Annotated in this window: 12 protein-coding genes; 10 read left to right on the top strand and 2 right to left on the bottom strand. The window is 36.7% G+C overall.

Annotated features, from left to right (window positions below):
* Positions 1 to 178: 178 nt before the first annotated feature.
* The 3 genes from purL (at position 179) to ACRYLU_RS07445 (ending at position 4,579) form a co-directional block, all read left to right on the top strand.
* On the top strand, positions 179 to 2,398 hold the full coding sequence (gene purL, locus ACRYLU_RS07455) for a phosphoribosylformylglycinamidine synthase subunit PurL (protein ID WP_445080825.1): 2,220 nt from the start codon (positions 179 to 181) through the stop codon (positions 2,396 to 2,398).
* Positions 2,383 to 3,846 (top strand): amidophosphoribosyltransferase, encoded by a 1,464-nt coding sequence (purF, locus tag ACRYLU_RS07450; RefSeq protein ID WP_098393505.1) that lies wholly within the window; start codon positions 2,383 to 2,385, stop codon positions 3,844 to 3,846. The genes purL and purF overlap by 16 nt, the downstream gene beginning before the upstream one ends.
* A gap of 109 nt (positions 3,847 to 3,955) precedes the next feature.
* A complete protein-coding gene (locus ACRYLU_RS07445) occupies positions 3,956 to 4,579 on the top strand; it encodes an NAD-dependent epimerase/dehydratase family protein (RefSeq protein WP_038600116.1) in 624 nt (207 codons plus the stop codon).
* Between the two features lie 32 nt (positions 4,580 to 4,611).
* Here ACRYLU_RS07445 and ACRYLU_RS07440 read toward each other — a convergent pair whose 3' ends face one another.
* Positions 4,612 to 5,952, bottom strand: a complete 1,341-nt coding sequence (locus tag ACRYLU_RS07440; protein ID WP_038600119.1) for a hypothetical protein — start codon at positions 5,950 to 5,952, stop codon at positions 4,612 to 4,614.
* Positions 5,953 to 6,184: 232 nt separating this feature from the next.
* Between ACRYLU_RS07440 and clpB the strand changes: the two genes are divergently transcribed.
* From clpB to ACRYLU_RS07420, 4 genes are all read left to right on the top strand, one after another.
* Positions 6,185 to 8,788 (top strand): ATP-dependent chaperone ClpB, encoded by a 2,604-nt coding sequence (gene clpB, locus ACRYLU_RS07435; RefSeq protein WP_445080824.1) that lies wholly within the window; start codon positions 6,185 to 6,187, stop codon positions 8,786 to 8,788.
* Positions 8,789 to 8,970: 182 nt separating this feature from the next.
* A complete protein-coding gene (gene purM / locus ACRYLU_RS07430) occupies positions 8,971 to 9,993 on the top strand; it encodes a phosphoribosylformylglycinamidine cyclo-ligase (RefSeq protein ID WP_260311069.1) in 1,023 nt (340 codons plus the stop codon).
* A 28-nt stretch (positions 9,994 to 10,021) separates the two neighbouring features.
* Positions 10,022 to 10,570, top strand: coding sequence for a phosphoribosylglycinamide formyltransferase (gene purN, locus ACRYLU_RS07425; RefSeq protein ID WP_098393513.1), 549 nt, complete (start codon positions 10,022 to 10,024; stop codon positions 10,568 to 10,570).
* 165 nt (positions 10,571 to 10,735) lie between these two features.
* Positions 10,736 to 12,325: an ATP-binding cassette domain-containing protein gene (locus tag ACRYLU_RS07420; RefSeq protein ID WP_195927541.1), complete on the top strand. Its 1,590-nt coding sequence runs from the start codon at positions 10,736 to 10,738 to the stop codon at positions 12,323 to 12,325.
* Positions 12,326 to 12,375: 50 nt separating this feature from the next.
* On the opposite strand, the gene ACRYLU_RS07415 is transcribed toward ACRYLU_RS07420, so the two are convergent.
* Positions 12,376 to 12,906 (bottom strand): TetR/AcrR family transcriptional regulator, encoded by a 531-nt coding sequence (locus ACRYLU_RS07415; RefSeq protein ID WP_260311065.1) that lies wholly within the window; start codon positions 12,904 to 12,906, stop codon positions 12,376 to 12,378.
* 130 nt (positions 12,907 to 13,036) lie between these two features.
* Between ACRYLU_RS07415 and ACRYLU_RS07410 the strand changes: the two genes are divergently transcribed.
* From ACRYLU_RS07410 to purH, 3 genes are all read left to right on the top strand, one after another.
* On the top strand, positions 13,037 to 14,074 hold the full coding sequence (locus tag ACRYLU_RS07410) for an NAD-dependent epimerase/dehydratase family protein (protein ID WP_445080823.1): 1,038 nt from the start codon (positions 13,037 to 13,039) through the stop codon (positions 14,072 to 14,074).
* Positions 14,075 to 14,210: 136 nt separating this feature from the next.
* A complete protein-coding gene (gene hpt, locus ACRYLU_RS07405) occupies positions 14,211 to 14,753 on the top strand; it encodes a hypoxanthine phosphoribosyltransferase (RefSeq protein ID WP_003130055.1) in 543 nt (180 codons plus the stop codon).
* 176 nt (positions 14,754 to 14,929) lie between these two features.
* Positions 14,930 to 16,486: a bifunctional phosphoribosylaminoimidazolecarboxamide formyltransferase/IMP cyclohydrolase gene (gene purH, locus ACRYLU_RS07400; RefSeq protein ID WP_260311062.1), complete on the top strand. Its 1,557-nt coding sequence runs from the start codon at positions 14,930 to 14,932 to the stop codon at positions 16,484 to 16,486.
* Positions 16,487 to 16,544 lie beyond the last annotated feature (58 nt).

Genomic DNA, 16,544 nt, shown 5'->3' with positions numbered 1-16,544 from the left:
TCAGTAAATTTGTAATTTGAAATAATTGAATTCAGAGCGCTGAAAGCTTTTAAAGTAGAGAATATACAAGTTGCATTTCTATTGGAACGTATATTCTTTAGACTACTAATGCAGTAAATTGGGCTGTAGTTTTCTACGTTTTTAAGCAAGCGTTTCTCATATCTTATAGGAGAATAACATGACTTTGGAGATGTCACCAGAACAGATTCAAGAAAGCAAAATTTACCGTGAGTGGGGACTGACGGATGAAGAATATTTGAAAATCAAGGATGAGATTCTTGATGGCCGTTTGCCAAACTTTACGGAAACTGGGATGTATGCCGTGATGTGGTCAGAACATTGCTGCTACAAAAATTCAAAACCTGTCTTAAAAAAATTTCCGACGACTGGGCCACAAGTCTTGATGGGGCCTGGTGAAGGGGCTGGGGTTGTGGATATTGGTGATGATTTGGCGGTTGTTTTCAAAGCTGAATCTCATAATCATCCATCTTACGTTGAACCTTATGAAGGTGCAGCAACTGGTTCTGGTGGTATTATTCGTGATATTTTTTCAATGGGAGCTCGTCCAATTGCAATTTTGGACAGTTTGCGTTTTGGACCAATTGATAATGGTAAAACACGTCATATTGTTGACCAAGTGACAGCCGGGATTGCGGGATATGGAAACTGTATTGGAATTCCGACGGTTGGTGGCGAAGTAGCCTTTGATGAATCTTACGCTGGAAATCCTTTGGTGAATGTCATGTGTGTGGGCTTGATTGAACATAAACACATACAAAAAGGACAAGCTAAAGGTGTGGGGAATTCTATTTTTTATGTCGGAGCGAAAACAGGACGTGACGGCATTCATGGGGCGTCTTTTGCTTCTAAAGAATTTGGTTCTGGTTCAGAAACACAACGTTCAGCGGTTCAAGTCGGTGATCCATTTATGGAAAAATTATTGCTTGAAGCTTGTATTGAAGTCATCCAAAATCATGGCGATATTTTAGTCGGAATTCAAGATATGGGAGCAGCTGGATTGGTTTCATCTACATCAGAAATGGCTTCAAAAGCTGGGTCAGGTCTGCGTCTTAACTTGGATAATGTGCCTCAGCGTGAAACAGAAATGATTCCTTATGAAATGATGTTGTCTGAGTCACAAGAACGTATGGTGCTTTGTGTCAAAAAAGGACATGAACAAGAAATTATTGATTTATTTAAAAAATACGACCTTGATGCTGTGAATATTGGGCAAGTAACTGATGATGGTTTTTATACGCTTTATCATAAAGGGCAAATGGTGGCTCATGTTCCAGTTGATTCATTGGCGGAAGATGCCCCAACTTATTACCGTGAAGCAAAAGTTCCTGAGCGAATTCAAAAATTTACTGACAGCGAAAAATATCTTCCAGAAATTACTGACAGCTCTGTCAGTGAAATTTTCAAAAAACTTTTGGCTCAACCGACAATTGCTAGCAAGAAATCAATTTATGAAACTTATGATTCGCGCGTGATGACCAACACTGTTGTTGCACCAGGCTCAGATAGCGCAGTTTTACGAGTGCGTGGCACTAACAAGGCACTTGCGATGACAACGGACTGTAACGCTCGCTATCTCTATCTTGATCCAGAAAAAGGAGGAGCAATCGCAGTTGCTGAAGCGGCTCGTAATATCGTGGCCTCTGGTGGAAAACCGCTCGCGATTACTGACTGTTTGAACTTTGGAAATCCGGAAAAACCAGAACAATTTTGGGAATTAACAACAGCGGCTGACGGAATTTCACGATCTTGTTTGGCCCTTGATACACCAGTTATTTCAGGAAATGTTAGTCTTTACAATGAAACAAACGGTTCAGCTATTTTACCTACGCCGATGATTGGAATGGTTGGTTTGATTGAGGATGTAAAAAATATTACGACTCAAGAATTTAAAAAAGCGGGTGATTTGATTGTACTAGTCGGTCAAACCTTTGATGATTTTTCAGGTTCTGAGCTTCAAAAAATGCTGACAGGCGAAATTTCTGGAAGAATTGATTTTGATTTAGAAACTGAAAAATTCAATCAAGACTTTGTTTTAAAAGCAATTACTGACGGATTGGTCAGCTCAGCACATGACTTGGCAGAAGGAGGATTGGCGATTGCTCTAGCTGAATCTGCTTTTGCAAATGGCTTAGGCGTTGATGTGAAAGTTGATTTAACCAATGCCCAATTATTCTCAGAAACGCAAGGTCGCTTTGTACTCTCAATTTCACCAGAAAATCAAGCTGCTTTTGAAAAATTACTGACAGAAAGTTCTGTCAGTGGCGAAGTAATCGGAAAAGTTACTGACAGCGGAATTTTGGAAATGAATGAACTTTCTATTTCTACTGATGAAGTTGTCAGCATTTATGAAGGAGCCCTCCCATGTCTGATGAAATGACAAGCGCAACATTTACTGAGCAAGAGTGGTCGCATTTTGAAGCGAAGACATTAAATGAAGAATGTGGACTTTTCGGTGTTTGGGGGCATCCTGATGCCGCTCGCCTGACCTATTTTGGACTTCATGCTCTCCAACATCGCGGTCAAGAAGGCGCAGGGATTTTGGTCAATAATAATGGCAAACTCAATCGTCATCGTGGTCTGGGTCTGGTCACAGAAGTTTTCCGGGACGAAAAAGATTTGGAAGAGCTGACAGGCTCAGCAGCCATTGGACATGTCCGTTATGCCACGGCTGGTTCAGCAAATATCAATAATATTCAGCCTTTCCAGTTTGAATTTCATGACGGAGCACTTGGACTTGCCCACAATGGAAATTTAACCAACGCCCAATCATTGCGCTGTGAACTTGAAAAATCTGGGGCAATCTTCTCCAGTAATTCAGACACAGAAATCCTCATGCACTTGATTCGCCGTAGTCATCATCCAGAATTTATGGGCAGAGTCAAAGAAGCGCTCAATACGGTCAAAGGTGGCTTTGCCTATCTCATTATGACTGAAAATTCAATTGTCGCAGCCCTTGATCCTAATGGATTTCGACCACTCTCAATCGGTAAAATGAGCAACGGTGCACTTGTTGTGGCCTCAGAAACTTGTGCTTTTGATGTCGTTGGCGCCACTTGGATTCAAGATGTTCAACCCGGTGAAATCATTGAAATTAATGACGACGGCATTCATGTGGACCAATTTACTGACAGCACCAACATGACCATTTGTTCAATGGAATATATCTATTTTGCCCGTCCTGACAGTAATATCGCTGGAGTTAATGTGCATACTGCCAGAAAACGTTCAGGAAAAATTTTAGCCCAAGAAGCCAAAATTGATGCTGATATTGTCATCGGTGTGCCTAATTCATCACTCAGTGCTGCTTCAGGCTACGCTGAAGAATCTGGTTTGCCTTACGAAATGGGTCTGATTAAAAATCAGTATGTGGCAAGAACATTTATTCAACCGACTCAAGAACTTCGTGAACAAGGCGTTCGCATGAAATTGAGTGCTGTTCGAGGTGTTGTAGAAGGAAAACGCGTCATTATGGTTGATGATAGTATTGTGCGTGGGACAACCAGCCGTCGCATTGTCAAACTTCTCAAAGACGCAGGCGCCGCTGAAGTTCATGTGGCAATTGCCAGTCCTGCTCTCAAATATCCTTGCTTTTATGGCATTGACATCCAAGACCGTGACGAACTCATCGCAGCCACACACACGACTGATGAAATCAGAGAAGCTATCGGAGCGGATAGTCTGACCTATCTCAGCCAGACAGGACTTGTCAAGGCGATTGGTCATGATAAACTGTGCTTGTCATATTTTGATGGCGAATATCCAACACCGCTTTATGATTATGAAGCTGACTATTTGGAATCGTTAGCGAAAAATAGCGTGAAATGAAAAACTAGAGGACTCACTCTAGTTTTTTTAGCTAAATTCTAGAGCGATTATTTTAGATTACTCCTTTTAATATGTTAGGATAAGAAATAAAAGCAAGTGAGGTGAGCAAATGATTATTACAATAGTTGGAGGAACAGGACTAGTTGGTCAAGGTATTTTCAAGGAACTTGCCCAAGTTGCAGATTATGAATTACACAGCTTATCAAGAAATGGTAAATCTAAAGATAATCTAGTTGAGCCAGTTATTTACCATGCTGCTAATCTAAATGAAACCGGTGATTGGCAAGAACTTTTACAAAAATCAGATTGGGTGATTGATGCGGTAGGAATTCTATTTCCAAGTAAATCAAAGGGAATAACTTATGAAAAAAATAGTATTCAACCAGCAAAAATAATCATTGATACAATAGTTAACTCAAAAAATCAATGTCTTTTTATTTCGGCAAATGATGGTCCTTTTTTTATGAATGACTATATGAGAGCTAAAAAAGAAGTGGAGGCTTATGGTCAAAAACGTTTGAAATCAAGATTTGTTTCTGTTTTTCCAGGAATTGTCTATGATGCTTCACGAAAAAGCAGTTATTTTCCTGCACGCCTATTGGAGCTACTCATAAAAATTCCGATTTTTTCTTTCTTAAAAAGTTATCGTCCAATTAAACGAAGCCAATTTGCTAAGGAGATTCATAAAATTATCGAAGGGAAAGAAAGTTCACTGACCACTCGTATTAAATAAAAAACTCATGTTTAGACATGAGTTTTTCTAATTTACTTTGATTTTTTAAGAAGTGGAACTATTTTTGGATAAATAAGATAGGCGATGATAATTAAGATAATCAATGACGTAGCAATAAGATTCCATGATTTCATTAGTTCAATACTTCGAGCTGTAGGAATAGGAGTTGAAGTAATGACGAACAAGGTCTTGATAGATAAGCCATTTTTCATGATGATAAGTGAACCTAAAAGCATCAACAAAAATTGGTGAAGAATACTTCCGATATTTTGAATGGTATATTTTACCCAGATCCGTTTATCTTCAACGATATTAACAGTACTTTCATAGTCTTGAGTTAAGCTTGAATTTAAACTTCCTTTAAATAAACTAGTAAGGAATAAACCTAGAGCAAATAGAGGACTAAAAACAATCAAAAGTAAACCTAGAAAAATGCCGATTAAAGAGTAGGTTTTGACATTATTTCCAAGTAAATTTTTGACCTTAGAGGCAAAGACAATCCCTAAAACATAAGGAAGATAAAACTGTAAAAATAAATGCTGATGACCATAAAAGCCAGCGACATACAAAGAACAAAAAAGAAATAAATAATTTCCCACCGCCCCATTAATAGCTGTCAAATATGATAATTTACGAGGGATATTTCTTTGAATTTTATTTTTGAAAAAATTCGTAGCGACAATATAGAGGGTGACCAAAAAGAAAAATCCGAAAATGAAATAATCAAATTCTAAACTATTGGCAAGTAGTCGACTTGAACGTAATAGAAAGAGGCAAACAAAAAATAAAGCAAATAAAATAAGATATTTATATGAAGCTTTTTCTAAATCATTTGGATCAACTTTGTAATTGTCCAAATTTCCAACTAATTGGAAGGAGAGAAGATAAACTATTCCATAGAAGACAAAGAACAGGGGATATTTTAGAGAAGGGGATAAGACAAAAGAAAAGCCAAGGGCTAAAAATAAAAGTAAGCTAACTAAGGTTTTTCCTTTGATAAGCTGGTTAGTATTTTTTAGATAATAATTTACCGAAGTGTTTGACATCGGCAACCAAGCTGCACTCACTCCTAAAAGAATTCCGGATAAAGTATAGAAAGGAAAGTAGAAAGAACCCATAAATCCAAGCAAGCAACCGAGTAAACCGGCATACAATGAAATTTTTAAAAGACTATAGCTGTTGATTCTTGTTTTTATTCCCCTTATAAAGAATACGCCAGTCATTCTGAAAGTATAAAAGAGCAAAAAAGGAAGGAGGGCAAGAAGCGAGGTTCCTTTTGCAATTTGAATAAAAATCATGAATGGAAGGACTATAATTGTATTACTTAATATTAAGAGGGCAGACTTTCCCAAAGAATTTAGTTGTTGAGTCATTTTTCTCCTATCTTTTTATTTTGACATCTAAATCCATTATAAGGCAAAGTGTATTAAAAAGACAGCTTCACTAGTATTAGTGCGCAAATAATTCATTTAAAAAGTGTAAATAATTTTTTATAAATAACGAATCAAAAAGTTTGACCATTACTGACCAAAGTATTATAATTAGAATGTAGTGAGAAAAAGATAATAATCACTACTAACTATGAAATCGAAATGAGGTGTTTTTATGGACATCGAAAAAATGACAACAACGATGCAAGAAGCACTTGGTTCAGCGCAACAAATTGCGCAAGTTCGTCATCACCAAGTGATTGAAGTTCCACATTTATGGCGAATTTTTGTTCAACCTAATAGTTTTGGGGCGAACTTTTATAAAGATTTAGGGATTGACCTAGATGACTTTACAAATTTAATTGAAAAAGAAATTGACAAAATTAATTCAGTAGAAGGTTCAAATATTACTTATGGTCAAAACCTAAGTCCAGATTTGTTCCAAGTATTTACTGAAGCAGACAAAATTGCGCAAAAAATGGGCGATGAGTACCTATCAACTGAGATTATTCTCCTTACCCTCTTTGAATTAAAACAAAATCCATTGACCAGTTATTTGGTTAGCCATGGACTAACAAAAGCAAAAGCGCAAGCTGCAATTGAAAAATTACGCGGAGGTGATAAAGTGACCAGTCAAAATGCAGAAGAAACATACAAAGCACTTGAAAAATATGGGGTAGATCTCGTTGCTCAAGTTAAATCAGGTAAACAAGATCCTGTCATTGGACGTGATGAAGAAATTCGTGATGTCATTCGAGTGCTTTCTCGTAAAACAAAAAATAACCCCGTTCTTATTGGTGAACCTGGGGTTGGTAAAACAGCCATTGTTGAAGGATTGGCACAAAGGATTGTCAGAAAAGACGTTCCTGAAAATCTGAAAGATAAAACAATCTTTTCACTTGATATGGGTGCCCTGATTGCAGGAGCGAAATATCGTGGTGAATTTGAAGAACGTTTGAAAGCAGTCCTTAATGAAGTGAAAAAATCAGATGGACAAATTATCCTCTTTATTGATGAACTTCATACGATTGTTGGTGCAGGTAAAACAGAAGGTTCAATGGACGCTGGGAACCTTTTAAAACCAATGCTTGCACGTGGTGAACTCCATTTGATTGGGGCAACTACCTTGGATGAATATCGTAAATACATGGAAACAGATAAAGCACTTGAACGTCGTTTCCAAAAGGTATTGGTTACTGAACCTACTGTTGAAGATACAATTTCAATCTTGCGTGGTCTTAAAGAACGTTTTGAAATTCACCATGGAGTGACCATTCATGATAATGCTTTAGTCGCAGCAGCAACCCTTTCAAATCGTTATATTACTGACCGATTTTTACCAGATAAAGCCATTGACTTGGTTGATGAAGCCAGTGCAACAATTCGTGTAGAAATGAATTCACTCCCAACTGAACTTGACCAAGCTAATCGTCGCTTGATGCAATTAGAAATTGAAGAAGCGGCCCTCAAAAAAGAACGAGATGATGCTTCTAAGAAACGTCTTGAAATTATACGTGGTGAAATTGCTGAACTTCGAGAAGAAAATAATCAACTCAAAGCTCAATGGGAAGCTGAGAAAAAAGAAGTCGGCAACATTTCTGAAAAAAGAAATGAATTAGAACATGCTCGCCACGAATTGGAAGAAGCTCAAAATGAAGGAAACTTAGAAAAAGCAGCAGCCCTTCGTTATGGTAAAATTCCTGAAATTGAAAAAGAACTCAAAGCTATTGAAGAAAAAGCAAAATCAGATGATTTATCCTTAGTTCAAGAATCAGTCACTGAGGAACAAATCGCCGAAGTGGTTGGACGTATGACCGGTATTCCAATTACCAAATTGGTTGAAGGTGAACGTGAAAAATTACTTCATTTACCAGAAACACTGCATCAAAGGGTCGTTGGACAAGATGAAGCGGTTGAAGCCGTATCTGATGCCATTATTCGTGCACGTGCAGGAATTCAAGACCCTAATCGTCCACTTGGTTCCTTCCTCTTCCTCGGTCCAACTGGGGTAGGTAAGACCGAACTCGCGAAAGCTTTGGCTGAAAATCTCTTTGATTCAGAAGAACATATGGTTCGGATTGACATGAGTGAATATATGGAAAAACACTCAGTTTCTCGTTTAGTCGGAGCACCTCCAGGATATGTCGGTTATGATGAAGGAGGCCAATTGACTGAAGCTGTTCGTCGTAATCCTTATACCATCATCTTGCTTGATGAAATCGAAAAAGCACATCCAGATGTCTTCAATATCTTGTTGCAAGTTTTGGATGACGGTCGTCTGACTGACTCTAAAGGTGTTCTCGTTGACTTTAAGAACACAGTGTTGATTATGACTTCAAATGTCGGTTCGCAATATTTGCTGGATAATGTTGGAGAAAATGGTGAAATTTCGGAAGAAACAACTGAAAACGTGATGGCTCAACTTCGGGCACATTTCAAACCAGAATTTCTAAATCGGATTGATGATACCATTCTTTTCAAACCATTAGCACTTGAGGACATTAAGAATATTATCGTTAAAATGACTAGCCAACTTTCACATCGTCTTGAAGAAATGGATGTTCAACTTGAGTTGAGTGAAGAAGTAAAAGTTTGGATTGCCGAAAATGCTTATGAACCAGCTTATGGTGCGCGTCCACTCAAACGTTATTTGACAAAAGTCATCGAAAATCCATTAGCTAAGCTGATTATCGGAGGAAAAATTCCGCCAAAATCAAAAGTTATTGTAAGGCTTATAGATAACAAGATTGACTTTGATATTCAAAAAATTGCTGAATAAATAGAAAAAAGCCGTTAGCTGATGCTGGCGGTTTTTTATATTTAATAGACAGTTAGAGTTGGAATGAATTGTTATTTCCGAACAATTCAATTAAAAAGTTTCAGTACTACCCGCTGGAACTTTTTTTATGTTTGAAAATCATTTAACATGGAAGTAGAATAAAATAAATCAGAAAATGGAGAATGACAGTGTCTGAGAATGCATATGCAAAATCTGGGGTAGATGTAGAAGCAGGATATGAGGTGGTTTCTCGTATTAAGAAGCATGTGGCTAAAACCGAACGTTTAGGTGTACTTGGGGCACTGGGTGGTTTTGGTGGAAGTTTTGATTTATCTGTGCTTGATGTGAAAGAGCCTGTATTAATTTCAGGGACAGATGGTGTGGGAACTAAATTGATGTTAGCCATTCAAGCAGACAAACATGATACGATTGGGATTGATTGTGTGGCCATGTGCGTCAATGATATTATTGCTGCTGGGGCTGAGCCATTGTATTTTTTGGATTATATTGCCACAGGGAAAAATATTCCTGAAAAATTGGAGCAAGTTGTAGCTGGAGTGGCCGAAGGTTGCTTGCAAGCAGGAGCAGCGCTGATTGGTGGAGAAACAGCTGAAATGCCCGGAATGTATGATGAAGATGATTACGATTTAGCTGGTTTTGCTGTGGGTGTGGCTGAAAAATCACAATTAATTGATGGTGAAAAAGATGTGGAAGCGGGCGATGTTTTGCTTGGTCTTGCCTCATCTGGGATTCATTCTAATGGATACTCTTTGGTTCGGAAAGTTTTTGCTGACTTTGATTTGAATGAATCATTGCCTGAACTTGACCAATCTTTGATTGATACTCTTTTAATTCCGACAAAAATCTATGTCAAAGAGCTTTTACCCTTGATTAAACAAAATAAAATAAAAGGAATTGCTCATATTACAGGCGGAGGATTCCATGAGAATTTACCAAGAATGTTCGGAAATAGCTTGTCAGCTGAAATTGTTGAAGGTTCTTGGAATATTTTACCAATTTTCAAAGCTCTTGAAAAATATGGGGATATCAAACATGAAGAAATGTATGAAATTTTCAATATGGGAATTGGAATGGTAATCGCTGTTGCTCCTGAAAATGCTGAAACTCTCAAAAAAGTCTTGAATGCATTTGAAATTGGTAAAATGGTCAAAAGACAAGATGCAGCAGTAGTGATTAAAAAATAATCTTTTTTCATTGAGAATAGGGGATAGCATGAAAATTGCAGTATTTGCATCAGGAAATGGCTCTAACTTTCAAACACTAGCCGAACAATTTCCAAATCAAGTAAAATTTGTTTTTTCAGATCATCACGATGCTTATGTACTTGAACGTGCTGAGCGATTAGGGGTGGCAAAGGCAAGTTTGGAATTAAAAGAATTTTCTTCAAAAGTGGATTATGAAAAGGCTTTGGTGGAAATTTTAGAAGACAAAGAAATCGATTTAATTCTCTTGGCGGGCTATATGAAAATTATTGGTGCGACGATGTTATCAAAATATAAAGGAAAGATCATCAATGTTCACCCTTCTTATCTTCCGGATTTCGCTGGTTCACCTCATGCGATTGAAGAATCACATGAGGCAAAAAAGGGGTTGGGAATCAGTATTCATTATGTTGATGAGGGTGTTGATACTGGAGAATTGATTGCTCAAATCCCGCTCGCTTATCACGAAGATTTAGAAGTCTATGAGCGTTCTGTTCATGAAGCAGAGCACAAGCTCTATCCAGAAGTCGTTCGCCAAATAATACTTCATCAGCAATGATGAAGTTTTTTTATACGTTTTAGCTTAATAAAAATAAGAGAAAATTTTCAGTTCTTTTAAGGAAATAAAACATCTAAAATACTTTTGTAAGCGCTATTTACTTTTGAAATTTAAATGCTACAATGTAGTGGTAACATAATCTTAAGTAAAATAAGAGAAGGAAAAATGGTAAAGTATCTTAAAGAATTCAAATTTGAAAATTTTATGGTTTTCTTACTTATCACGATTGATATTGCTCTTGCGGTCTTGAGTTCGGTCTTTTTAGCAAATGTGCTCAATTCTTTGATTGCAAAAGAGATGAATCAATTTTTCTTATGGTTAGCTATTGATATTATCCTTTGGATGGTCGATAGTTTTGTTCAAGGAGCGCGTGATGTTTGGAAAGAAATTGCCATACAAAAACAGCTTAATGCTGTACGCCGTGATATCATTGAGCCTCTGACGGAAATTTCTTATTCTGATTTTGAAAAAAATAGTAAGGAAGATTATAACTCGTGGTTAAATAATGATACAAAACTACTTTATGATAATGGTTTCCACCAGATTTATTTTGTTTATACGGGAATTGTTGCGATGCTATTCTCAGGAATTGCTATTATCTTTTTCCACTGGGTATTGCTTTTGACAACCCTTTTGGTTGGAGCACTTTTGTTCTATTTTCCAAAAATGTTTAAACAATCAGTGGAACGAGATACGGAACAAGTGTCGGAACTTGCAAATGATGCCTTAGCGACATCTACGGATTACTTGCGTGGTTATGAAGTGCTTTATCATAATAAACAATTGGGTCTTATGCAAGAGCGAACCATGGGGAAATTTAATCAATTAGCTACGGCGAATGTGAAATTAATTTTTACCCGTGCTTGGATGCAGTATTCTTTATTAGGGACTAGTATGTTAGGGCAGTTTTTGATTTTAGCTGTTGCCGGTTTTCTTATCATGAATGGACAAATTGGCATTGGTGTTGTCATGAGTGTCGGAAATTTGTCAGGAACAGTAACTAATTACTCAAAAAGTGTAGCGAATAGTTTAATATTGCTCAATGCAACGGGAAAGCTGTTAGAGAAATATGGAAAAATTACTGACGAATCAAAAGTTACTGACGGAGAAGAAGTGACAGCTTTTGAAAGTAAATTAGAATTAAAAAATCTGGCTGTTGCATTTCCTGATGGGCAAAAAATTGAGTATCCAGAAATTGTCATTGAAAAAGGAAAAAAATACGCGATTATTGGCGATAGTGGAAGTGGAAAATCAACCTTGATTAATTTGTTGGTTGGGAATAAGCAAGACTATGAAGGAGAAATTTTATTAGACGGGAAAGATTACAAAGGAATTAATCGAAAATCTTTGCCTCATGTGATGAGTGTGATTATGCAATTTCCCTATCTTTTTAAGGAAACAGTAGAAGAAAATTTGACTTTAGGGCGCAAAATTTCGCCAAATATCTTTGATAAGTCGATTAGAATTGCTTGTGCGGATGACTTTGTATTTAATAAACTTGATACTGTTTATGATAAAAATTTGTCAGGAGGTCAGCAAGAAAGATTATCTGTCGCTAGAGAATTAATGGGCAGTAAGCCAATTTTAGTGATGGATGAAAGTACGGCGAGTGTTGACAAAAAAACAGCTCTAGCTGTAGAAAAAAATATTTTAGAAAATCCTGATTTGACGGTGATTATGATTACACACCATCTATATGATGAAACTCAAAGTTATTTGGATGAGGTGATTCATTTAGGACAGGAAATTGCTTAAAAAATAAATTTATATTAAAAAGACACGAGCAAGTGTCTTTTTATTTTCACTTAAATTGTAACAATTTTTCTAATGAGTTCATGTATTTCTTCAATTGGCTTATCTTGACCGTTCATTAACCATTTGCGCCAAAGAGCATAAACTCCATTTGCGACAAAAGTAATGAAATATTCGTCATTTGTCTTTTCATAAAATTTCTCAATTTCTTCAATATAAATCTGACGAATAATTGGTTCGTAACCTTGACTTTCAGAAAGGAAGAGATCATTTTTGAATTCTTCAAAGAATTTTAATTGGTTTTCAATTTTTGAACTGGCAGAAACATTCTGACGAATGATTTCAAAACTTTGAGAAATTTGAGGCTGATAGTATTGATAAATGACCTGGTCAATGGACTCAAAGTTACGATAAAAAGCCATTCTGCTAACTCCGGCTCTTTTACAAACGTTTGAAACGGTGAGTTGAGCAAGAGTTTTCGGTTTTTCGGATGTTATTTGAATTCCTAATAGTTGCAAAATAGCTGTAGTAATAAAATCTTTTGTATCGTTTTTGATAGTTTGGGAATAGTTTGTCGCTGCCATTACACTTCTCCTGATTGTGTCACACAAGCTTTTCAAAGGCTTGTATTTTTTACACTTCTATCGTACAATAATTTTACATAAGTTTCAAGTGTAACGGATGTTGATTAGGAAAAATAGAGGAAAAAATTAAATGACAAATACAAATAAAAAAACAATTCTTGTAACAGGTGGTTCTGGATATATTGCTATGTTTATCATGATTGCTTTATTGAAAAAAGGTTATCGAGTACGGGCGACATTGCGGACGATGGCTCGACAAGAAGAAGTGAAAAAAATGATGGCACAAGGCGGAATTTCAGATTTTACAGATTTAGGTTTTGTTCAAACTGATTTGACAAAAGAAGAAGGATGGAGTCAGGCCATGACTGGTGTTGATTCTGTGATTCATGTGGCTTCACCAACACCTTTGCAACGTCCTGACGCTGATGATTTAATGATGAAAATGGCTGTAGATGGAGTGAAGTTTGTGATGAAAGCAGCCAAAGAAGCAGGAGTTAAACGAGTGGTTTTGAACTCAGCATCGGGAGCAGTTTTAGCGGGGCATAAGCATCATCCAGAAATCTTCACAGAGAAAGATTGGACAAATCTTGATGCTCCAATTAATGCCTACCAACGTTCTAAAACGATGGCGGAAATGGAGTTTTGGAAACTTGCAGAAGCTTATGGTATTGAAGGAGCATCGGTTTTACCTACAGCTGTTATGGGTCCAATTCTTGGAAATGATTTTTCACATTCTAGTGCAGCTATAAAAAAGATGTTTGAAGGTAAAATGCCCAGACTTTTAAATTTAGCATTTGATTATGTTGACGTTCGTGATGTTGCTGATTTACATTTGCTAGCTCTTGAAAAAGATGAATCGATTGGTCAGCGTTTCATTGCAACTTCAGGCCAAAATATTACTTACAAAAAGCAAGCAGAGTTTTTGAAAAAGGAATTTGGTACAAAAGCTAAAAAAGTGTCTACTCAGGTAATTCCCGACTTTTTAGTTAAAACTTTAGCTCGATTTGATAAAAGTTTGGCGATGCCAGCTACATTTTTGGGGCAAAACACAGCTTGTTCAAATGAAAAATCAGTTAAACTTTTAGGCTGGAAACCACGTTTAGGTGAAGCAGCGATTATTCAAACGGCACAAACGATGTTGGACTTGGGAGTTATTAAAGTTGATTAAGAAAATTATGGTTTTGAAAATTTTCTATTTCCGAACGTTGTAAGCTAAAAAAGACCAAAGTCAGACTTCTGGTCTTTTTCTTCTCTCTAAAAAAGTCTAAAATAGAAACATATTGTGAAAAAAATTGGAGAGAAAAATGCATCCACATTTAAAAGAAGTTTTATTTACCAGAGAACAAATTGCCGAACGTGTCAAAGAGCTTGCAGAAGTTGTTTCACGCGATTATGAGGGAAAAAATCCACTTGTTGTTGGAATATTAAAAGGGTCAATCATGTTTACGGTTGATTTGCTTAAAGAATTATCAATTGATGCTGAAGTTGATTTTATGGATGTTACCAGTTATGGTTATGGGATTTCATCTTCTGGAGAAGTTAGAATTTTGAAAGATTTATCAACCGTGGCTCATGGACGTGATATTTTGATTGTTGAAGATATTATTGATACTGGAAATACTCTGCTCTATCTTAAAAAATTGCTGACAGGACGTCAAGCGCATTCAGTAAAAATTATCTCTTTATTAGATAAACCAAGTGGTCGTAAAGTTGATATTGACGCTGATTATGTTGGCTTTGAAGTGCCGGATGCCTTTATTGTGGGCTATGGAATTGATTATGCGGAACGTTACCGTCAGTTGCCATATATTGGAATTTTCAATGAAGAGTTTTTAATTAAAGATTAAAAGTAATTTCCGAACAATTATAATAAAAAAAGCCCAGTTTTAAAACTGGTGCTTTTTATTTCCAAACGATAAATGTAAAATAAAGACATGATAAATATTTACTGACAGTTCTGTCAGTTCTTTTATAAGAAAAAATATTACTGACAGAATTGTCAGCAGAAAACTTGGAGGAAATCATGTCAAAACGTGCACTTATCAGTGTTTCAGACAAAGAAGGTATTGTAGAATTTGCTAAGAAAATTCGAGAATTAGGTTGGGAAATTATCTCAACGGGTGGAACGAAAGCCGTTCTGGACCAAGAAAAAATTCCGAATATTGCAATCGATGAAGTAACAGGATTTCCAGAAATGATGGATGGGCGCCTTAAAACATTGCATCCACTAATTCATGGAGCCCTTCTTGGACGTAGAGACTTGGAAAGTCACATGAAATCAATGACAGAACATCATATTTCTCCAATTGATTTGGTTGTTGTGAATTTATACCCCTTCAAAGAAACTTTGCTTGCTGGGGGCAGTCAAGCAGAAATGATTGAGAAGATTGATATTGGTGGTCCTTCAATGTTGCGTTCAGCAGCTAAAAATCATGCGTCAGTCACAGTCGTTTGTGACCCATATGATTATGAAAAAGTACTGACAGAGCTGTCAGTAAAAGGTGAAACAAGTTTAAGTTTTCGTCAGCAACTTGCAGCAAAAGTATTTCGCCACACTGCAAGTTATGACGCTTTAATTGCACAATATTTGACAGAAGAATTTCCGGTAGAAAATGTAAAACCAGAAAAATTAACCTTGACTTACGACCTTAAACAAGGAATGCGTTATGGTGAAAATCCGCAACAAAATGCAGATTTTTATGAGTCAGCTTTACCAACGACTTATTCAATTGCCCAAAGTAAGCAAATTCATGGTAAAGAACTAAGCTATAACAATGTTCGTGATGCAGATGCTGCTTTACAAATTGCAAGAGATTTTGAAGAACCAACAGTTGTAGCCCTCAAACATATGAATCCATGTGGGATTGGAACAGCAACGGATATCGAAAAAGCTTGGGATTACGCCTATGAAGCAGACCCGGTTTCAATTTTTGGTGGAATTATTGTTTTAAATCGAGAAGTAACTTTGGCAACTGCGCAAAAAATGAGTAAGATTTTCCTTGAAATTATTATCGCACCCTCTTATAGCAAAGAAGCCTTAGAAGTTTTAAGTAAAAAGAAAAATATTCGACTTTTAACCGTTGATTTTTCTAAAAAAGAAGCCTCAGAAAAAGAAGCGCTTGTAACAGGGGTTCTTGGAGGACTACTTGTTCAAAATCAAGATGTCATTGTTGAAAATCCAAAAGAATGGACAGTGGCGACTAAAGTTCAACCAACTGACAGACAAATGGTGGCCATGAAATTTGCTTGGAAAGCAGTTAAGTTTGTCAAATCAAATGGGATTATTGTGACCAATGACCACCAGACGCTTGGTGTTGGTCCTGGTCAAACTAATCGTGTGGGCTCAGTAAAAATTGCCTTAGAGGCAACCGCTGAGAAATCAGCAGAACTTCAAGAAAATGCAGTTCTTGGTTCGGATGCCTTTTTCCCATTTGCTGACAATATCGATGAAATTGCTAAGGCAGGAATTAAAGCAATCGTTCAACCAGGTGGCTCTGTACGCGACCAAGAAGTGATTGATGCCTGTGATAAATATGGAATTGCGATGGTCTTCACAGGACTTCGTCATTTTAGACATTAATAAAAAGTCTACCTTTAGGGTAGATTTTTTGTCATCTATAATCTAAAAAATAATTTCC

This window comes from Lactococcus sp. KTH0-1S, from assembly GCF_052544945.1.
This window is presented reverse-complemented; position numbering and strand designations above follow the sequence as displayed.